The 20,099-nt window shown below is 59.6% G+C and carries 19 protein-coding genes and 1 tRNA gene; 15 read left to right on the top strand and 5 right to left on the bottom strand.

Features of this window, described 5'->3' with window-relative positions; all coding sequences use genetic code 11:
* Positions 1-146: 146 nt before the first annotated feature.
* From WCT10_02705 to WCT10_02685, 5 genes are all read left to right on the top strand, one after another.
* Complete coding sequence (locus WCT10_02705) at positions 147-833, top strand: hypothetical protein (GenBank protein MFA6603728.1); 687 nt, start codon at positions 147-149, stop codon at positions 831-833.
* 398 nt (positions 834-1,231) lie between these two features.
* Positions 1,232-1,522: a hypothetical protein gene (locus tag WCT10_02700; GenBank protein ID MFA6603727.1), complete on the top strand. Its 291-nt coding sequence runs from the start codon at positions 1,232-1,234 to the stop codon at positions 1,520-1,522.
* Between the two features lie 101 nt (positions 1,523-1,623).
* Complete coding sequence (locus WCT10_02695) at positions 1,624-3,999, top strand: diguanylate cyclase (protein MFA6603726.1); 2,376 nt, start codon at positions 1,624-1,626, stop codon at positions 3,997-3,999.
* Between the two features lie 81 nt (positions 4,000-4,080).
* Positions 4,081-4,536 carry a hypothetical protein gene (locus WCT10_02690; protein MFA6603725.1) on the top strand — a complete coding sequence of 152 codons (456 nt, stop codon included), beginning with the start codon at positions 4,081-4,083 and terminating at the stop codon, positions 4,534-4,536.
* 173 nt (positions 4,537-4,709) lie between these two features.
* Positions 4,710-5,141, top strand: a complete 432-nt coding sequence (locus WCT10_02685) for a hypothetical protein (protein MFA6603724.1) — start codon at positions 4,710-4,712, stop codon at positions 5,139-5,141.
* A gap of 152 nt (positions 5,142-5,293) precedes the next feature.
* On the opposite strand, the gene WCT10_02680 is transcribed toward WCT10_02685, so the two are convergent.
* The gene (locus WCT10_02680; GenBank protein MFA6603723.1) at positions 5,294-6,103 is read right to left on the bottom strand and encodes a hypothetical protein; all 810 of its coding nucleotides are present in this window, start codon (positions 6,101-6,103) and stop codon (positions 5,294-5,296) included.
* Positions 6,104-6,271: 168 nt separating this feature from the next.
* On the opposite strand from WCT10_02680, the gene WCT10_02675 reads away from it, so the two are divergent.
* From WCT10_02675 to WCT10_02665, 3 genes are all read left to right on the top strand, one after another.
* Positions 6,272-6,496: a hypothetical protein gene (locus WCT10_02675; protein MFA6603722.1), complete on the top strand. Its 225-nt coding sequence runs from the start codon at positions 6,272-6,274 to the stop codon at positions 6,494-6,496.
* Between the two features lie 484 nt (positions 6,497-6,980).
* A tRNA-Lys gene (locus WCT10_02670) sits at positions 6,981-7,057 on the top strand.
* A 353-nt stretch (positions 7,058-7,410) separates the two neighbouring features.
* Positions 7,411-8,031: a hypothetical protein gene (locus WCT10_02665; protein ID MFA6603721.1), complete on the top strand. Its 621-nt coding sequence runs from the start codon at positions 7,411-7,413 to the stop codon at positions 8,029-8,031.
* Between the two features lie 210 nt (positions 8,032-8,241).
* Here WCT10_02665 and WCT10_02660 read toward each other — a convergent pair whose 3' ends face one another.
* Positions 8,242-9,369, bottom strand: coding sequence for a hypothetical protein (locus WCT10_02660; protein MFA6603720.1), 1,128 nt, complete (start codon positions 9,367-9,369; stop codon positions 8,242-8,244).
* A 157-nt stretch (positions 9,370-9,526) separates the two neighbouring features.
* On the opposite strand from WCT10_02660, the gene WCT10_02655 reads away from it, so the two are divergent.
* The 7 genes from WCT10_02655 (at position 9,527) to WCT10_02625 (ending at position 17,445) form a co-directional block, all read left to right on the top strand.
* A complete protein-coding gene (locus tag WCT10_02655) occupies positions 9,527-10,666 on the top strand; it encodes a glycosyltransferase family 4 protein (GenBank protein ID MFA6603719.1) in 1,140 nt (379 codons plus the stop codon).
* A 507-nt stretch (positions 10,667-11,173) separates the two neighbouring features.
* Positions 11,174-12,712 (top strand): hypothetical protein, encoded by a 1,539-nt coding sequence (locus WCT10_02650; protein MFA6603718.1) that lies wholly within the window; start codon positions 11,174-11,176, stop codon positions 12,710-12,712.
* A 149-nt stretch (positions 12,713-12,861) separates the two neighbouring features.
* A complete protein-coding gene (locus WCT10_02645; protein ID MFA6603717.1) occupies positions 12,862-14,184 on the top strand; it encodes a sialidase family protein in 1,323 nt (440 codons plus the stop codon).
* 87 nt (positions 14,185-14,271) lie between these two features.
* Positions 14,272-14,847: a hypothetical protein gene (locus WCT10_02640; protein ID MFA6603716.1), complete on the top strand. Its 576-nt coding sequence runs from the start codon at positions 14,272-14,274 to the stop codon at positions 14,845-14,847.
* A 2-nt stretch (positions 14,848-14,849) separates the two neighbouring features.
* A complete protein-coding gene (locus WCT10_02635; protein MFA6603715.1) occupies positions 14,850-15,584 on the top strand; it encodes a glycosyltransferase family 2 protein in 735 nt (244 codons plus the stop codon).
* A 14-nt stretch (positions 15,585-15,598) separates the two neighbouring features.
* Entirely contained in the window at positions 15,599-17,083 is a 1,485-nt protein-coding gene (gene murD / locus WCT10_02630) for a UDP-N-acetylmuramoyl-L-alanine--D-glutamate ligase (GenBank protein MFA6603714.1), read from the top strand.
* A 2-nt stretch (positions 17,084-17,085) separates the two neighbouring features.
* Positions 17,086-17,445, top strand: coding sequence for an ASCH domain-containing protein (locus WCT10_02625; protein ID MFA6603713.1), 360 nt, complete (start codon positions 17,086-17,088; stop codon positions 17,443-17,445).
* 529 nt (positions 17,446-17,974) lie between these two features.
* On the opposite strand, the gene WCT10_02620 is transcribed toward WCT10_02625, so the two are convergent.
* The 3 genes from WCT10_02620 to WCT10_02610 form a co-directional block, all read right to left on the bottom strand.
* The gene (locus tag WCT10_02620; GenBank protein ID MFA6603712.1) at positions 17,975-18,589 is read right to left on the bottom strand and encodes a hypothetical protein; all 615 of its coding nucleotides are present in this window, start codon (positions 18,587-18,589) and stop codon (positions 17,975-17,977) included.
* 254 nt (positions 18,590-18,843) lie between these two features.
* Complete coding sequence (locus WCT10_02615) at positions 18,844-19,407, bottom strand: hypothetical protein (GenBank protein ID MFA6603711.1); 564 nt, start codon at positions 19,405-19,407, stop codon at positions 18,844-18,846.
* 329 nt (positions 19,408-19,736) lie between these two features.
* Positions 19,737-19,979 (bottom strand): hypothetical protein, encoded by a 243-nt coding sequence (locus tag WCT10_02610; protein MFA6603710.1) that lies wholly within the window; start codon positions 19,977-19,979, stop codon positions 19,737-19,739.
* Positions 19,980-20,099 lie beyond the last annotated feature (120 nt).

Genomic DNA, 20,099 nt, shown 5'->3' with positions numbered 1-20,099 from the left:
CTCCAGCACTTCAGCACTTCAGTCCTCCAGTACTTCAGCACTCCCGTACTCCGATAATTGACCAAACAGCATTGTAATGATAATAAATGGTGGCCCGCATCTTGCGTGCGGATCTTGAACCTTCACAAACGACAAAGGAGCGTCAAATGATTCCAAAGAGAAAACTGGCTCGGATTTTCTTCAAATGGGCCCTTCGGGCCGCGAGTCTGACTGCCGCTTTCTGGACGGTCTGGTACCTGTGCACCGGTTCGGTGCCCTCGACAGCCATCATTCCAATAGCAGAAAACTGGACGCTAGAGTTGCCTTTCGCTGTCTCCCGCTGGTGGGACGTGCCAGCGGCAGCTATCTTGGCCGCTCTCATCGTGCTGGTTGTAACCATTCGATCAAGCATTGAGGATGATCTTCAAAGTGCCTTGATCGTTGGTCTGATCATCGGTCTGGTCCCTGGCCTGGTCTACGGCCTGGTCTACGTCCTGGTCCCCGGCCTAGTCCTTGGTTTGGGCTTCGGTCTGGTCTACGGATTGGTCCTCGGTCTGGTCTACGGCTTGGTCTACAGTCTGGTCTATGGTCTGGTCTATGGCCTGGTCTACGTCCTGGTCCCCGGCCTAGTCCTTGGTTTGGGCTTCGGTCTGGTCCCCGGCCTAGTCCTCGGTTTGGGCTTAGGTCTAGTCTATGGTCTGGTTTACAGTCTGGTCTACGTCCTGGTCCTTGGTTTGGGCTTCGGTCTGGTCTACGGATTGGTCATGTTGTTGACACGCCTCGACATCTGGCGGCATCTTGGCCGCTGGCTCATAGCCAAAGACAAGCAAGATCAAACCAGTTCGGAAATCTGACGTTCTCGTTACACTTCAGCGTCGGACCGCACACTCGCGGCCCGGCGCTTTTCTTTATGAACGGGAATCTGAAGTTCTGAAGTTCTGGAGTGCTGGAGAGCTGGAGTCAGTTAGACCAGACACGAACTCCAGCACTTCAGCACTTCCGAACTCCCGCACTCCTGAGTCCTTCGGTGTCAGGCACCTGTCCTGGAGTACTGAAGTTCTGGAGTCGGGGAGACCCGACAAAAACTCCTGTACTCCCGCACTTCCGAACTCCCGCACTCCAGCACTTCTGCATCCTCACCCCCCTTGACAACACTGAAATTTTTTGCTAGCTTTTTTGGTTCTCTGGCGATCCTCGCCGGAGTCGGACCTTACGCAATCTCAGGCCACGAAGCCCAGAAAGGCGGCAGACCATGTGCGCTTCTCGACATCCGCGATCAACGACCGATCAGGTTCCGGAGCTGACAGCGCGTCAGGAACTCCTCCGGATGCTCTATCATCCGGATCACTCGAGCAATTTCGACGATTCGCTTCGACTCGTGCGCGAGATCCTGCCGCGCCAAGAACCGCTCAGCCACGCCGACATCGATCATCTTTCCGATGACGAGGTCAGCCAGCTGGTCGAAAGGCTTCGGCCGATACTAGGCGGCCGGCGCAAAATGGTTCTCGCCAGACTCAAGCAGATGCTGAGCGACCCTCTCTGAGATGGTCGCTTTTTTTATCTGCCCATCGGGCGCCAGCCGGGGGATTTTTCAGCGCCGCACCGCTTTGACACGAAGCCGTTTTTAACCGATAATTAAGGCATATGTCGCCAGATCCCAAGCTGGAAAATAAGCGCGAGGCCCTTTCGGCCGAAGAGGAGTCGGAGATTGCCAAGTTCGGCGGCCTGACCGGCTACCAGGAGAAGTTGAAGCTGGAAGCCGGCCTGGCCGGCTCGCAGGACAAGAAGCGGTCCCTGACCGACGAGTTGTCCCGGATCGATCAGTCGCAGGTCGGCCACGGCGCCGAAGCCGGGCTCGCGGAAGCGCTCGAAGAAAAGCGCCTGGAGCTCGCGGACGCCGCGCTTGCCGCCTCGATCAGCGAGAAAAAACTGGAACTGTTCAACGCCGAGCGCGACGCTTCGGGCGCTTTCAAGTTCAAGCGATTCGGCCGCGAGACGCAGGATCTGTTCAAGCGCGCGGAAGGCCAGGAACGGGCCGCGATCGAACAGCGCGAGAACGGCGAGTTCGCGCTGGACGCGAGCCAGGAGCGGCGCCGGTTGCTGGTCGTCAACATGGGCGAGCTCGACCGGTTCAATAAGGAAGGCGGCGGCCACGCGGCCGGCGACGCGGCGCTCACCGAGACCGCGCGGACGATCGAGAGGATCGTGCGGGACCGTTTGCGCGACAAGCCGGATCACCAGGCCGATTACACGCTCCTGCGCTACGACGCCAACGAGTTCATGGTCGATTTCAGCGACATCGACGAGCAGGATTTCCAGGAGATCATGGCCGAGGTCAACGCCGCCAAGCCGCGGGTGGAGGGCGTCGCCGAAGCGGCTCCGGTCGCCGCGGTCGGGCTGAATTTCAAGGACGCGGTCGGGCTGCTCAACGAATCGCAGCTGGCCGCCGGATCCGAACGCCTCGATGCCGGCGAGGACGCGGCGCGCGAGCTGGTGGATCTCGTGAAGAACATGGCGAACCATTCCCTGGAAAAGGCCAAGTTTGCCGGCCGCATTCAGCGTCTCCAGACGGCCGCGGCGGAACAGGGCGTCGAGCACGCCGCCAAGATCTTCGAGAATTATCTGAAAAAAGGCCTCAGCAACGTCGAGGGCCTGAAGGAGGATCCCGCCGGCGCTGTGACGGTCGAGAGCATTCTGAAATTATCCCCGGAGCGGACTAGGGATCTGGCCGAAGAAGCCGCCAACATCCGGATCTTCGAAGCGCGGCGGGTGAACAAAGTCGAGCAGGAGATCATCCAGCGCCGGTTGAAGGCCCGCGCCGATGGCCGGCCGAAATTCGAGGAGGCCGGCGAAGACGAGACCGGCGAGAAGCAGCGCATCGCGAAGATCCCGGAGGGCGGCGACCTGAAAGGTCTGCGCCGGTTGGCCGAACTCAAGGAGTCGGCTGACGCCGCCGGCGAAGGCAAAGAAGCGGAATTGCTCCGGTTGGAATACGAAGTCGAACGGACCAAGAGCGACGCGAGCACCGGGCTCCAGGATCGCGGCGTGCATTATGAAAATTTGGGCCAGGCGCTCAAGGAGGGCAAGGACGTCTCGGTCGTTTTCGTGGACATGGCCTTCCTCAAGTATTTCGATCAGAAAGGCGGCACGGAGATCGGCGACGCCGCCACGCGGCTGGCCGCGCAGATCATGGAGCAGGCGATCGAGGAGGCCGGCGTCGAAGGGCGCGCGTTCCGGTATGGCGGCGACGAATACACCCTGCAGATCGACGGGGGCATGGATGAGGTCGCCAAGGTCATGAAGAAGATCGCCGAGCTGCGCGATGCCAAGGGACGGGTGCCGCGCGGGCCGCGTTCCCAGCCCGAGTACGCCCCGACCAAACTCAACTTCAATACCGGCAGCTGCGACACGGCGTTCATGGAACAGGTTTTCGAGGATCTGGCGACCGCCGGCCGGTTGGATAAGGCCGAGCTCGAGGATGATCCGGAACGCTTGTGGAACGTCAAAGCCGATCTCATGACCAAGATCGCCGACATGGACATCGAACAGGAGAAAGCGGTCTCGCGGTTCAAGCTGCTGATCGGCGAGCGGCGCGATCCGGCTTATCAGGCCGATGCTCTTTTCAAGAGCCAGGTCGATGCCCGGACGGATTTTTCCAAGAAAGCGATCTTCGCCGAACAGGGCGGCAAGGACAAGTTGGACGCCTGGGTGGAGAGCGGCCGGAGTTTCGAGGATCTCGAATCTGAGATCCGCGCCTACGTCGACCGGCAGGCGGAAACGGCGCATAACGTCTGGGACAACAAGCGCGAACTGGTCGACCGGATGATCGAGGTCCACGCCAAGATCCGCGATCTGGAGCAGGAACTCGGGTCGGTCAGACAGGAATCGAGCGCCAAAGACGCCAAGATCATCAATTTGGCGGCGCGTCTGGAGCAGGCCAACCGGGAGCGGGAACTGCTGATCTCGACGCGCGGCCGGATGGACGAGGCTTACCGCGATACGGGCCAGAAAGCGGCTTGAGCGGTTTGTTGTTCGGTGTTGCCAAACGGCGGGGCGAGGGGTAGGATTCCCTCGCTCTTTTGATCAGGCAAGGAGAGGATCATGTTCGCGATCATTGCTTGGTGTCTGTTCGTCGCCGCCGCATTCATCGCGCTCATATCGTATCAGGACCGCCTGGAACTTCGGGATCAGCTGAAGTCCGCCCAGGAACGGTCCGAACATTGGGAGAAGGAGGCTAAAGCCTTGGGTTGGAAAAATCCTTTCGAGCAGGTCGCTGAATCGCTGAACAATACTGTTGATCAGTTGCGCAAGACCGCCGAGGTCATGGAGAAGGCCCGGCTGGCGCAGGCGGAGTCCACTGCTAAGTTGAAAAAATTGGCCGAGGCTTGCAAGCAGGTCACGGATCAGATGCGGGCCCGGAGAGAGTCGCTCGCGGCGGCCAAGCGGCAGCACGACGGACGTGCTGAAGCGCGTCCAGCCGACTCAAAGACCGCGCCCCGAACGACGGCAGGCGTTCGTGTCGTTCCCAGCATCATCCCTTCCAAACTCCTGAACTGACCTGACGGACGGCCTCGCCGCCCGTCTTTTTTTTTGGCACGCCGGGAGCCGGATTCAGGCCGTCACCCTTGACTTTTGGCCGAATTACTGCTTAGATAGCCAGTTCTTTCACAGCCGAACCCGGCATCAGTTCGGGTGCTGCACGGATCCAGACACCCGAAATGGAGGCCTCCATGGAAGCTTCGATGACGAACATCACGCGTTTGCCACGCGCTGCAGCCGGGCACATTCAGCGGTTCATCGGCCGTTATCCGGTCTACGCTCCGGTCGCGGCGCTGCTGCCCGCCGAAACTTCGACTTTCCGTCCGTGTTGCGAGCGGATCCTGTCTGAACTGTTCCGCCGGACCCTTCACGCTCCGAAACTCGCGAGCGCGCAAGCCGCCGCCGCCATCGTCCATGACACGCCGCGCCGCGAGTTCGCGGACGAGGAGCTGCGCCTGATGGAGAACGATCCCGAGACCGCCGGTCTCCACGCCATCTGGGCCGAGGTCTGGCAGGACGAGAGTGATCCTGAGCTGCGGGAAATGGCGCGGTATTTCGCCGCCCTGTTCGCCAGGCTTTATCGCTTGGAGCATCTCATCCGTCATCGCGACCAGACCGTCTAGGCCGCCGTGCGCCGCCAGGTCCTTTCCGCCGTCCGCCAACCTTGTTGGCGGATTTTTTTCGCCACTTTAATTCGATCCCGAGCGTCAGCTCGGGATATTCAGAATCAAAACACCCCGCCGGGCGGCGAGGTATTTTTTTATCTGTCTCAGTATCAGGCGGCTTTATCTCGCGCCGGCTTTTCTTTTTCTTGATCCTCGGGTTTATTGCCGAGCCGCTCCTGGACCTCGTCGAAGAAACCTTTGAGCTGCTCGCGCAGCAGCTGCCGTTTGGTCTTGAATTCGAGGACCTTGGGCGGCTGGATCTTGGCCCGGTTGGCCGCCAGTTTTTTCGCCCGCTCGCCCCGCGCTCCGAACTGATTCTCCAGTTTGGACCTGGCGCCTTTCATGAAACCATCCATGTTCTGTGTGATCCGCTCGCGAAGCTTCTGGACCGCGACCTCGCCAGTCTGCGACCCCGCGATCAGGGCTTCGAACTGGCTTTTGGCCTGGGTCGTCTCCAGGATGTTGTTGCTGAGCTCCTTGAGCATGTCCTGGTACGGATGGTCTTTGGCGATCTCGGGATAATCCATGCCCAGTTTGACGACTTCCGTCCCTAATTTGGTGTCGCTGGTCACGACGCTGTCGACCAGCTCGCGGAAATAATCCTGCTTCAGGTTTTCCCGGAAGTCCTGTTTGAACTTGGCTTGTTTCGGGTCGAGTTTTCCGGAGTTGAGTTCCTGCGACAGGCGGGCCACTTCGTCGCGCACGCCTTCGTATTTATCAGCCAGCTTTTTGGTCTCGGCTTGGAAGACCGAGGTTTTGGCCAGCCGGGATTCTTCGCCAGCAGCCGGCTGCTGAGCGTCCTGGGCCGCATCGCGGTTTTTTTCGGCCGGTTCAGTTTTGGAGCTGTCCTGGCTGGAGGTCGGTTCGGTCTTGTTGATGATATCCTCCAGGTTGAGTTCCCGCGGTTGTTCTCCGGACATAGTTTTGTGATTAATGACAATTTTAGATTAGCACGAATTTTTTCAAAAGTCAATTATTAAGCTTGGTTGAGCGATATTTTTGCGGGTCATTTTAAGAAAGCACTTTGGGGGCTTGCCTGGAAACCGATTCGTGCTATCATTGCGCACGTCATATTTTAATCCGCATTTATGGATAATTTAGCGTTCGATCTTGAAGAGCTGTTCGTGGAGGCCAAAGAGAAAGCGACCGCCGAGGGCGCTTTCGAGCGGGAGCAGTGGGATCAGATCATCGAGGAACTTCTTGAGGATAAGATGCAGTTCCAGGAGATGGACGACGATGAGGATCTGATGTCGATCAAGGAATCGCTGCAGGCCCGGTTCGACGACTTTTTGGCCGAGACCGGCGAGATGTAAATCGGTAGGCGTTTTGGAAGAGAGTTGATGAACGCGGGGGATTTTGTTACGCTTCCTCCGCGTTTTCGATAAAGTTCGTTCGTTATAGGTCGGTAGCCCCACCCTCCACTCCTGCGGATCTGCGGGTGGCAAGCGGTTTGATGTGAGACGGACAAAATCAAAAACAGCGTCGTCATGGGTCGGTAGCTCAGTCTGGTAAGCCAGCTTGATTCTGAAAGAAGATGGACTTTAATGCTGGCTTGCGACGATGAGTTGCGGCCTTAGCCGCGCATCTGTAATGTTCAGTCGCAGAGCGACTGAACTGCGTCGTAAGCCGCCGAACAGAACTTCGCCGCCGCGGCGACTCCGTTCGTCCGATAGTACGGCTTGCGACGATGAGTTGCGGCCTTAGCCGCGCATCTGTAATGTTCAGTCGCAGAGCGACTGAACTGCGTCGTAGAGCAACAAATAAAGACGGTTAGTTCGACAACAACCAGTTCGTTATGGGTCGGTAGCTCAGTCTGGTAGAGCAACAGCCTTTTAAGCTGATGGTCCTGGGTTCGAATCCCAGCCGACCCACCATAAGAAAGAGCCTCATCCCGCAGGGATGGGGCTATTTCTTTTGCGCAGGGTCGTCTGGGATTCGAAGCCGACTCCGCCAACGCACCTAGTATGGTGCGTTGCGGAGCGGCGGGCTCCGGAGGAGCCGTGAGCACTTGGGGCAGGGGCCCCAAGTAGCGAGCGGTGGGGGAGGAGGAATCCCCGGCAGCCGACCCACCATAAGAAAGAGCCTCATCCCGCAGGGATGGGGCTATTTCTTTTGACAAAGCCGCCTACTGGTGCCAACCTAGCCCTTAAGTAGTACCTTTCAAGGCGAGTCTGGTGTTCCGCATGACGCGGGATGAGGGACGAGCCCACGGAAAAGGAGTAGGAGCATGGGAAAGAAGAACGATTCGACGATCGTGGCGGGAGCGGGTTTCATCGGTGATCTCATCCTGAAGCTTCGCACCGACATCATTGATCTGGGCGGCAGTGACGAACATCTGTTCGCCCTCAACAAGGGTGCTGGCCGATCGACCATCCGGAAGATGGCCAAGCTCGTTATCGGCGCCGCCGAGGTAAAAGAGACAGTCACCTTTGCCCAGGTGGCCGCCGACTTGGCTTTTCGTTACATCGTCGACCCCGACATCAATGAGCGTAATTTTTCGCTCTCCGATCCGGTTGCGGACATATCGGACATCGTAGTCTTGAACATTCGCGACCACGATGACCTTCGATATACGTCCACCGCCGATCTGCGTCGCATCATCGACCAGAATGGTTATCGCAGTGCGACCCTTGTCGAGTTGCTCGCTTATGCCAGGATAAAATGGAATGGTGAAGGTCACATCTTCGCCCTCGGCTCCTCGTGGGTGGATCCGTGCGGTCATTGTCATGTCCCGTATCTGTGGTCGAACCACTGCTGTCGCCAGCTGAAACTCAGTTCCGAGCAACGTTGGAAATGTTTTGATGACAGTTTCGGTCGGTTTCTCGTCGTTCGCAAGTCCGGCGTTTAATCGCCTGGACCCTCGGGCCGTGTGAGATCTAATCTCATGCGGCCCATTTATTTTTGGGTGATATCCGTTTGGAAATGGTCATCGTGACGTCCCTTCGGACGTCGGCAGCGCGCCTTGAGTTTAAAAATAACGGCCCTAGCCGTCCGTTCGTATCATTGGCCGCAAGAAAAACCCCGGCCGCATGGACCGAGGTCTTGAGATGTCGTTGCGTCAGGGGTCGAAAGTGCGGTCTTGGGTCGCCGCCATCTTGATGTCCGGATCGATCCAGAGCTGGCGATAGACCAGGCGGAAAAAGTTGACGTAGCCGATCGTTTCGCGGAACAGCCCGCGACCCGATTTTTCCCAGGACTCCGGGTAGCGGCGGTGGGCCCGCGCGGCCCGATGTTCACCGCCGTTGTAGGCCGCGGCGATGTAGGCGCCGAGATCTTCCTCGAAGAGCGGGATCCGCAGCTTGGCGAGACTTTCTGACGAAAGCTCCGTGAGCGTCCAGTCCGCCAGGCAGAATTGCGCCTTGACCGCGTTCAGGTGATCATCCGTTCCGGAGCGGAAGTCGGCGATCAGCTGGGCGTTCTTGTAGCGCGTCCGGGTGAGCTGGTAGCTGCTGCTGATGAATTGGGCGATGCCGCGGGCGTTGGCTCGCGAGATCGTGCCGGCGAAAGCGTTTTCGCCGTTCGCGGCCAGGAACACCAGAAATTCCTCGACCACGTGCCTGATGCCGAGTTCCTCGACCTGGTCGGAACGTCCGTGCTCGACGATCGGGATCGCGGCCAGGATACGCTCAAGCGCCAGGTCCGTGACGCGGGAGCCGGGCACGGCCAGCGAAGGCGTTTCCAGCTTGTCGAGTTCGGCCTTGGCGCTGAGGACGAGGCTGTCCAGATATCTCCGGCCGACCGCGACCATCCCGGGCGTATGGATCATCGCGGCGTAGGGCGTCTGGGTCGCGGTCTGGGTCCGGCGGCAGCGATGATCGATGCAGGTGCGCGTCTTGGCGGCGAGCACTAGCGTGTTCGCGGGCGCGGTGACGACGTACTCGACGCTCGATCTGGTGTAGCGTCGGCATTCGACGGCGAGATCGGACGCGCTGGTCCGGCAAGAGCGGAGTTCGACGACCCTGATTGGGTCTTCGGACGCGCCGCTCCAGACGGCGATGACGGCATTGGTCCCGTCATGGCTGATGCGGACGTTGTGCACGGCGACCAGAGCCCTGGCCGCGGCCATCTTTTCGATCAGGGCGGCGGTCGACGGCATTGATTCCGTCGCGCTCGGCGCCTCGGTGGCGGTTGCCGCCACAGCGATACCAAAGATCAGTGGCATGAAAAGAACTGAGCGTGCGTTCATGATCGTCTCCTATGGATTCGACCGGTACGCGGTCAAAATATTCATGAGATGCGTGCGCAGCGCCATCTTTTCATCTTTTGCGTCTGGAGGCAAGCGGGTTCTTGATTGGGCCAGGCCGTGATAAACTTAAGGAGGAGCAGAACGACTGCCGCAGCCTATGGATCAAGCTTTTAACGGGAAAAAACTCAGGATCGTCATGATCGGCCTTAAAGGGCTGCCGGTTCGGGCTGATTCCGGCGGCATCGAGCGCCACGTGGAAGAGTTGGGCGTCCGCCTGGCCGCCATGGGCCATGACGTGAGCGCTTATGTCCGGCCGCGGTTCGTTGGCACCAAGGAAGCGTCCTGGAACGGCATTCGGCTGCTGCGCCTGCCGTCCATCCCCACCAAAAGCCTGGATACGCTGACCCACACTTTTCTTGCCTCGATCGCGGTCTTGTTCCGGCCGGCCGACATCGTCCATTATCATGGCGTCGGTCCGGCGACCCTGGCCTGGATACCGAAATTGTTCAAGCCGCGAGCCCGGGTCGTGATCACGTTTCACAGCATCGACCGGCTGCATCCGAAGTGGGGGAGCCTGGCTCAGGCGTACCTGTATTTCGGCGAATGGTGCGCGGTCCGGTTCGCGCACGCCACCATCGCGGTCTCGAAGACCATCCAGCGCTATTGCCGCGAGCAGTTCCGCGCGGAAACGGTCTACATCCCCAACGGTTCGCGTTTCGAAGGATATCCCGGTTCCGACCGTCTGAAGACCTGGGGCCTGGAACCCGATGGTTATATCCTGACCGTCGCCCGGCTGGTCCGGCAGAAGGGCATCCATCATCTGATCGAGGCTTTCGGCGATCTCGCGACCGGCAAGAAACTGGTCATCGCCGGCGCGCCGGGTTTCGGCGGCGAGTACGCCGACTACATCCGCAACCTCAGCGCCGGGAATTCTGCCATCGTGTTCACCGGTTTCCAGAGCGGCGACGCGCTGCGGCAGCTGTTCGCGAACGCCTACCTTTACGTCCACCCGTCGGAAGCCGAGGGGCTGTCGGTCTCGATCATCGAAGCCATGTCGGCCGGGCGCTGCGTGCTGGTCTCCGACATTCCAGAGAATCTCGAACCCGTCGGCGACACCGGCATCACTTTCGTCAAAGCCGACGTCGCCGATCTGCGCGAGAAGCTGGAAGCGCTTTTCAATCATCCCGAGGTCGTGGCCGAACGCGGCGCGCGCTCGCGCGCCTGGGCGGCCAGGGAATACGACTGGGACCGGATCGCCGCCGCCACGGCGGAACTGTACGCGAAACTGAGCCGTTGAGTTCCCCGGTTCCTGGCAACCCCGTCACGTCGTTCGCGAGCGACGTGACTCCGTCTCTCCAGCATCTCAGTACTCCAGTACTCCGTATCTCCGCATCTCTCTGATCCACTGAACGGGAGAGTGCGGGAGTGGAGGAGTGGGGGAGTTTTGATACTCCGTCTCTCCAGAACTCCAGTACTCCAGCACTCCGCCACGTCGTTCGCGAGCGACGTGACTCCGTCTCTCCAGCACTTCAGTACTCCAGCACTCCGTATCTCCGTCTCTCCGCATCTCTCTGATCCAATGAATGGGAGAGTGCGGGAGTGGAGGAGTGGGGGAGTTTTGATAACTCCATTTCTCCCGCACTCCAGCACTCCCTGACTCCGTCTCTTCCCAACTCCGTCTCTCCCGCACTCCCCTCATTGACAAACGGCCTATTTTGTGCTTAAATAGTATGTTGCGGTAAGGGGTAAATCGGCCCTTTTCCGCCTAAAAGTTCCTTAAAAATCCAAAAACAAGGAGGCTTTCATGGAGACATCGGAAGTAGTGGTTGCCAACAACCAGCCTTCCGGTGACACCGGAAAGGCCGCAGTCGATGAGGTGATTTATGTGGTCAGCGACCTGCACATGTCCGAGGGTCTGGCGGCGCGCGTGCGCTCCCGACCGTCGCTCCTGCGCCGGGTCTGGCGCTGGTGCGCAAGTCTGTTCGAGTACGACGTCCCGACCAAGATCAGTCCGCTGAATCCGCTCGAGGATTTCCCGGATGATCGCGTGTTCGTGCGGTTCCTGGACAAGGCGGTCTCGCTTCATGGTTCCGCCCCGCTGCTGCGCTTGCGGCTTCTGGGCGACATGTTCGATCCGCTCGCGGTCTCGATCAACGGACATTTCTCCGTTCCGCCGTACGAAGAGACCGGCGTCCTGCAGATGAGCAAGATCATCGATGGTCACGCGGATTTCTTCGACGCGCTGTTCCGGTTCGTGCGCCGGCCCAATTGTCGCCTGGACATTTTCGCCGGCAACCACGACCTGATCCTGGTCTGGAAAAAGGTCCAGGAACTGGTCCGGGCGCGCATCGCCGGAACCGACGCCGAAGCCGCGAGCCGCATCCGCTTCATCGATCACAGTTCAGAGTTCATGGATCTGCATCGCGGCGTGCTTTATTACCACGGCATGAACGCCGAGGCTCAGAATCGGGTCGATCCGGAAGCGGTGATCCTGACGAAGCGTTTCGGCGTGCCGATCGAGCGTCCGATCCTGAACCAGCCTTACGGTTCTTATCTGGCGTGCGGTCCCATGATCAGCCTGAAGCAGAAGAATCCGCTGATCGGTCGGCTCCTGAACTATCGCGGCTTGTGGAAGAACGCGGCTCTGCATCGCTGGGGTTGGACGTTCTACGCGGGCGCGGTGCTCATGTGGAGCTTCGTGTTCAACGCATTGTTCGCCTTTTGGGACATCCGGCGCAAGTCCAGCATCCGCAATACTTTGCGCATCGTGCTGGAGACCTTCACGGCTTGTCGCATCGACGAGTACGCGAAACGTCTGCGTCAGGAGCGGGGAGCGAAAGCCATCATCATGGGTCATACTCATGAGTGGCGCCGCACCTCCGATCCGGACGGCACTTACGTGAACACTGGCTCCTGGACGCTCATGTACCGATTGGTCGAGCCGCTGATCGAACTCAAGTGGCGGCGGTTGCGCTGTTTCGAATTGCCGGTGCGTGTGCTCCTGCATTTCGTCCAGACCGGCGAATTGCGGCTCGCCCGACAGATCACCAAGATGTCCGGTTGGGCGGCGCTCGTCGGAGCCATGACCGTTTTCCTGTTCACTAGCTTTCCGAAAGAGGGCTGGCGCATCTGGGAGTACGGTTTGGCCGATCTGAAGACGCCGATCGCCATCATGCTGGTCTTCGCCCTGATCTCCGGATTCATCCGGATCTTCGCGGTGAGGCTCAGCGTCGAGTCCATCCAGCGGCTGACCTACGGACTCGTCAAACATCGTGGTGAAGAGTTCTCTATAGATCTGATGGAATATCTGCCCGAAGAAGACGCGTTCCGTGAATGCGTCTGACCTACCTTGAGCTCGCTCCGTCCGGAGCGAGCTTTTTCAATTCCGCAGAATTCCATGACTCCGTCACGTCGTTCGCGAACGACGTGACTCCGTCTCTCCCGCACTCCAGCACTCTCCCAAATTATGTTAAGCTGAAACCAGGATCTTTTATGTTCAAGCTCAAACCAATTGACGTCCTGCTTGCGCTCCTGGTCGCGGTCTTGTTTGCCGCAGCCGCCGGGTTGTTCGTTTTTTCGTCGCGGCCGACGGTCATCGCTCCGGCCGCACCCCAGAAAGAGGTCGCCGGACCGCCGCCTGCTGCCGAACCCGCCACTGCACCGGCGGCCGAAACCGCCGCTCCCGAAACGCCGCCGATCACGATCGAGGAGGCCGTGCCGCCGACGCCGGAACCGCCGCCCTTGCCGCGCGCCACGATCGGGCAGATCAATTCCCAGGGCCTCCGGCCGATTACCGTCGCGCCAGCGATCGGCGACGTGGGCCGCATTTATTTTCACGCCCCGAGCCGCTCGCTGCTCATGGCCGTCGTCGAATTCGACGGTTGGCGTTCCATCTATAAGATGTCCGTCGATGACGGGACGGTCCGGCGCGTCCTGAACGAGAATCAGCGCCCCGGCGACATCTTCCTCGATGGCGACAGTCGCGGCAATCTCTACGCGCATTTCGACCTGCCGGGCGATCTCTACCGCTCGGCCGACGTCGGCGAGAATTGGGATCTGGTCTCGAAAGAGATCGGCGGCACTTTCTGGACGATCGCCGACGACCGGAACGGTACGATCTACGGAACGCAGCACGCCTACAATCAGGCGGTCCTGTACCGCAGCACCGACGACGGCCTGACTTGGTCGCCCTGGATCGATTTTCAGCAGCTCTATCCCAAGGACGCGGTCACTTACGCCGCGGGCGACGACCGGTTCCGGCTGCGCCACCTGCACGCTGTGTTTTGGCATGACGGCGATCTCTACGTCGGCACGGGCGACGTGGCCCGCTACACGCTCGTCTCGAAAGACGCCGGCAAGACCTGGCGCCAGATCTGGGACGAGGGCTTCACGGCGGCGACCATCATGAAAGATAATGCCGGGATCCTGTTCGGACCTGATCGCTTGCAGGCTCACGGGATCGCGATGTATGACGTGGCTGCCGACAAGCTGCGGGAGGTCTGGAGTCCAGTCACGTACGGTTATGCCGGCTACACTTACAGCCTGTTGACCTGGAACGGCGTCTATTACGCCGCGTTCCACACCGAAGCCAACGAGGTCGCGTCTTTCGCCGGCAAGTTCGGGATCATCGTTTCGCTGAACGGCCGCGACTGGTACAAGTTCCTCGAGTTCGGGCCGCTGACGCACTGGGCGCGGTCGGATATCTTCCTGACGCCGGGCCGCGACGGCGTCTACATCAGTTTGAACGGCTCGCTTTATCTCACCGACGCGCTCGACAAACAATGGTTCGAATTCCGCAAACCGTTCGGCCAGTGAGCCGCGACGGCATCGCGCGGCTTGATTAATAGCTCCCGGAGCCATATTCTTTAGTTCAGGTTCAGTCACGGTTTTATCGTCACATTTATGTTGGATCGGGAATATCTTTCCGAAGTGCGCTCGCAGGTCGCTGTTTACGAAGCGTCCCGGCGCGAGGTCATCAAATCGTCCGGCGACGCCCTGTCGGCGTCGAAGCGCGCCATCTTCGCGTTGCATCGCGACGATGCGGCGGCCGCGGCCAAACTGCTCGAAGAGGCCGGTTCCGGCCTGGCTGCGATCGTGAAAGCGGTCGGTTCGCAACTCGACGTCTCGGCCGAGGGATCGTTCCGGGCGGCGCTCGAAGAGTTCGTCGAGGCCGAATTGTATCGCCGCTATCTCGCCACGGGCGATGTCGGCCGCGTCGAGATCGAGAACGTCGATTACGAGATCTATCTTTCCGGATTGTCGGATCTCACCGGCGAACTGCAGCGCCGCCAGGTGCGGCTCGCGACCGAGGGCAAGCTCGACGAGGTCAAACGCATCAAAGAACTCATGGAGGCGATCGTGGCGGAACTTTTGGACATGGACCTCGGCGGTTATCTCCGCAACAAGTTCGATCAGGCCAAGAATAACCTGCGCCGCGCCGAAGAGGTGCTTTACGAATTGTCGCTGCGTTCGAAATAGCTATGACCGGAGGACCGAAGACCGCGGCCGTGGTGCCGGCGTTCAATGAAGCGGGCCGGATCGGCCAGGTCGTCCGGACCGCGGCCGCTTCCGGCCGGTTCGACGAGATCATCGTCGTCTCCGACGGCTCTACCGACGCGACGGCCGAAGAAGCGCGCGCCGCCGGCGCCACGCTGGTCCATGAATTGCCGTTCAAGTATGGCAAGGGCTCAGCCCTCGCTCACGGCGTCATGCACACCGACGCCGCGATCGTCTGTTTTTTCGACGCCGATCTCCAGGGACTCACGACGGAACACGTCCGGCTGCTTCTCGAGCCCGTGGTCGCGGGCGTCCGCCAGATGAATGTCGGCCTGCGGGATCGCGGCCCGGTCTGGACCGCGATCGCGAAATTATTGCCGCTCGTGAGCGGCGAACGGGCGTTGCGGCGCGAGATCTTCGACCTGTTGCCTGAAAGTTATCTGCGCGGTTTCAAGACCGAGACGGCGCTCAATTATTTTTGCCGCGCCAATCGTTTGGCTTATGGCTTCGTGGTCTTGTCTGGACTCAGTATCACGCGCAAGATGGCCAAGGTCGGTTTTTGGCGCGGACTCGCCGGTTATCTTTCCATGTGGTTCGAGGTCGCGGCCGCGATGGCTGCCGTGCGGCTCGCGCGGGCGCAATTCCGGGAAAAGGGCGCGCACATGAACCACAAGCATCGGCCCGGTCATCCGCCCGCAGAGGTCGTCCCGCGCACTTGAGAACGCCATCATTTATGTACGGTCTGGAGTGGTTCCGAAATAAAAAGATCACCGTCATGGGGCTGGGCCTCCATGGCGGCGGCGTCGGCATCGCCAAGTGGCTGATGCGCCACGGCGCGGTCGTCACGGTGACCGATCTCAAGGATCCCGCCCAGCTCGCCGCTTCCGTGGCGGAATTGGAAAAAACTTATCAGGAAGCCGTGTTCTGTTTCGGCGAGTCCGACGTCCATCGCTTCATCTACGTCCTGGGTCGTCACGAGGAAAAAGACTTCACGGAGGCCAACATGGTCATCCAGAATCCGGCCGTGCCCCGCGACAACCCGTTCCTGTCCCGGGCGCGCAGTCGCCAGGTGCCGGTGGAATCCGATATCAGCCTGTTTTTTTTGCTCTGTCCGTATCCCATCACGGCCGTCACTGGCACCAAGGGCAAGACGACCACGACGACGCTGCTCGCGGACATCTGCGAGGCTCACGACCGCCGCACGGTGGTCGGCGGCAACATCCGCATTTCGCCCATGGACGCTCTCGACGGGCTCCTGGAGATGAAGGCGCGGAAGAAACCGGTCGCCCCGCCGCCGATCGTGCTGGAACTTTCGTCCTGGCAGCTCGAAGGCCTGGAGAAACATCGGCTGAGTCCGCGCGTCGCCGTGATCACGAACATCATGGAGGATCACTTGAACCGTTATAATAACAGCATGGATGATTACGCCCGCGCCAAGGAACTGAACGTGATGTTCCAGGGAGCGGGGGACACGGCTATTCTGAACGCCGGCGACGGACGGCTAGCAGCTATCGGCCATAAGCTATTGGCTAGCGGCCAGCCGCGAGTGTGGTGGTTCGCGGAGAAGCCGGTCAAGAAAGCCGAGGGTTGTTTCGTGCGAACCGGCAAGATCGTGCTGGCCGCGGGCGGCAAAGAAACGACACTGCTGCCGCTCCGCTCGCTCAAGATCCTCGGCAGCCACAACGTCGGCAACGTGCTCGCGGCTTGCGCGGCCGCCGCGGTCATGGGTATTCCGGTTCAGACCATCGCCAAGGTCGTCCGCGAGTTTCACGGCGTGCCCGGTCGGCTCGAAGAGATCGCGGCCAAGCGCGGGATCAGGTTCGTGAACGACACGACGGCGACCACGCCGGACGCCGCGATCGCAGCTTTGCGCGCTTTGTCCGCTGGTCAGACCAAGAAGATCATTCTGCTTGCCGGTGGCGCGGACAAAGCTTTGCGGTTCGAGGACTGGGCCAAACAGGTCCGCCGCCACGTGAAATATCTCGTCCTGTTCGAGGGCGCGGCGACCGTGAAGATGGAAGCGGCGCTCGCCGCGGCCGGCAACAAGGTCCTGCGGGGAATGGCCAAGACCATGCCCGAGGCCGTGAAGCTGGCTCTGATGCAAGCCGAGCGTGGCGACGTTATCTTGTTATCGCCCGGCTGCGCCAGCTTCGGCCTCTTCATCAACGAATTCGACCGCGGCGACCAGTTCGTCGCGGAGGTGAAGAAATTGCGCTGACTATGGCTGGCAAGACGTACAGACTGCGGTTCCGGGAGATCGACAGGGATATTTTTGATTCCGTCAGGTCTGGTGAAAAGACCGTCGAGACGCGGGCGGCCACCGAGAGATACCGCGATATCGCGGGCGGCGATCAGATATTGTTCGTCTGCGGCCGCGATAGTTTCGCGAAAATAGTGAAAAGCGCGCGTATTTTCCGGTCGTTGCCGGCGCTCCTTAGGCGCTATCGCGTCAGGGACATCAATCCGGACGTCCGGACGGCCGCGGCGCTCAAGGCGATGTACGAGAGTTTCCCCGGCTACAGGGAGAAGATCAAGAAGTTCGGACTAATCGCGCTGGAATTGGAAGGTCTTGAGCGTTGAATGAATTCGATTGCGGCGATTAGTCCGTCGTGGAGGTGAGGAAAATAAAATGAAAGAAGTCCGTTGCCTGGCATTCAGACGCCGGGCATTTTAAAAATGTGCGCAGCACACCTTGCGGAAGACTCGTCTACTTATCGTGAGGCCAGGCGGCAATGCCTTGCCGCCTCCGCAGGCCGAGCGCTTGTCAACGAAGCAATTTTTGAGTGAGTTAGACGTCGGCGAGACCACCGCCGCAAGGACACCATAATACGGAGGTGTCCGGCGGCGGTCTCGCCATCGCCGTGTCAGGACATACCGAACGAAAAACCGGCGGAGTTCCCACGCAACTCCGTCGGTTTTCGTCTTGTCTCGTTTTCGGGTCGTGTCAAAGAGCGCGCTCTCTCCGAACCAGCGACTCTCAAGCTATCCATCATCTGTCAGCCGCTGGTTGGCCGCCGATATCCGACGTTCACTGTTCTGAAAGTTGATGTTTATTTCGTCGCTCGGCGACCTGGTCTTTTTCGTTTTCGCCTGATAGTTCCGCGCTGGGTCAGCGCAGCGTGTCGGTGAAGCTCGCCAGCCGCCCGTCGGCCCTGATGGCCACCTGGAGGAACGGCGGCAGCTCGGATTCACCGACCGGCGCCGAGAAATCGTCCCAGCGGAAGAAATAGATCCGCCGCTCCCGGTTATCTTCGAGCGGATGCAGCGTGCTCAGGCGTTCCGCAAAACCGGGACGCGCCGCTTCCGCGTATTGCAGCGCGAGAGTCCTCAGCGCCGCGACCGGAAGTCGGTCCTCCGGTCGAGCCGCGTATGCCGGCGTATCGGCACCCGCTGCCGGACCCATTTGGACCAAAGCGTCAGTTGCCCGATCGACCCAATACTCGTTGCCCTCATCATCGACATAGGTTTCGATGAGCGACGCGTCGTCGCGATAAGGATTAGACGATGTCGCCTGGTAGTCCAGGCGCAGCTCGTCGCGTCCGCGGAAACGGCGGACATTCTTTAAGGCTGCGGCTCGCAGTTCGGCCGGTCGGGCTTGAAGCCCGTTCTCGGCGTCTTTCGGCGTGGCTGGCATAGGTTTGGAGGCCAGCGCGGTCAGAGCGAAAGTCGAGGTCCCGACGGCCGCGACGACGCCCAAAGCGAAGTAGTACTTCGTGTACCGCATAGCGGGGTTAGGTGAATTAAATGACCCATGGGTACTCGGACAGTAGGGGATATAAAAAATAGTGTCAAGAGGCTGACACTTTTTAGGAGTGGGGGAGTCAGGGAGAAACGGAGTCAGGGAGAGACGAAGTTCTCAAATCTCCCCAACTCCGTCTCTCCTGCACTCCCGCACTCTCTCTTTAAATTGAAAAGACCCCCATTCCAGAACGGAACAGGGGTCTCTTAGAGGCGGGAACCATGAGACTTCGGTCGTGCTCACCGGTGGCGATCGAACTGCCTGAGGATGCGCAGATTCTTCCAGCTGCGGAGTTCCGCGGCGCGGCATCCGTCCTGACGATCCTCGATGAGGTTGGGGTTCGTGTACTCGGCCAGACGCTGGCTGCCGATGCGGCGGGGCAGATCATCGATCCGGCGGCCGACGAATCGCGGGACGACGGTGACATCTGGCGCGTAGGACGGCGACATGATGTCGCGAAAGCCGTTGCGTTCGCCGAGATCATCGTTTGCGAGTTCGTCGAGCCATTGCAAGTAGAGATATTCGTAGACATGATCGAACACATCGTCCGGAGCGGACTTGGCCGAGCAGAACGTCGGTTCGACGAGATCGTCGTCGATCGAAGCGATCAGATCGTTCTCAGCGCTGCGGAAGTCGATCAGGGCTTCCGGGTTTTCGCCGCGGGCGATGAGGATCTCGTCGTTCGTCCGACCCTCGTACCTCAGGGGATCACGCTCGATCAGGTTGGTGTCCTTGATCGTGCCGCGTCTGCGCATCGAGAAGCGCAGATAGTACTTCGGCTCGCTGTTGTCATGAAACACCATGGTCTGTCTCCGATCGAGCTTTTTAGGCTCATGGTTGGTTGTAAGGTACGACTCTAGATAATGACTATCGTGCGAGTAATATAGCACGGATTTGGTATTTTGTCAAGGGTGGCTGACAAAGTTATCGACAATGATTTAGGCTTATTTAGGCTGAATATCCAAAATTTGGCTGAGAACAAATAAAAAAACCTGGCAAAGCTGATGCCAGGTTTTTCTGTCGAGCGGGTCGTTCCGGCTAGAAGAACCAGAGCGGCAAACGTCCGAGGACATACATTTCTCGCATGTCGACGCACTGGGAGTTGTGACTGAGCCGGTTCCATCTCGAGTCCTCAACCTTTCTTGATCGGTTCCTTGTAGAACCAGTTCTTGTTTGGTTCCTTGTAGAACCAGAGCGGCAAGCGCTTGATGATGAGCTTGGCTCGCGCGTCGACACACCGGGAGTTGTGGCTGAGCCGGTTCCATCTTGAGTCCGCAATCTCCTTGAGCAGGTCGTCTGGCGAAAGGGTCTTTTCAGGCTTGTTCTCCGCGCCAACGCTGCTGCTTGTGAAGACCTGTCTGGTGTTCGCGTTCATGTGTTCCTCCTGGTTTGGGAAAGGGCGACTTGGTCACGGCTAGTGACAGGGCAACTTAGCAGAAATATCGCTGCTTGTCAATCGTGGCTGGTGATGCGACAAGAGCTTGAATTTCGCGAA

Source organism: Patescibacteria group bacterium (genome assembly GCA_041667185.1).
Lineage (GTDB): Bacteria > Patescibacteriota > Patescibacteriia > SG8-24 > SG8-24 > JBAYFM01.
The sequence above is the reverse complement of the archived record's forward strand: the minus strand, read 5'-3'. Positions and strand labels throughout refer to the sequence as shown.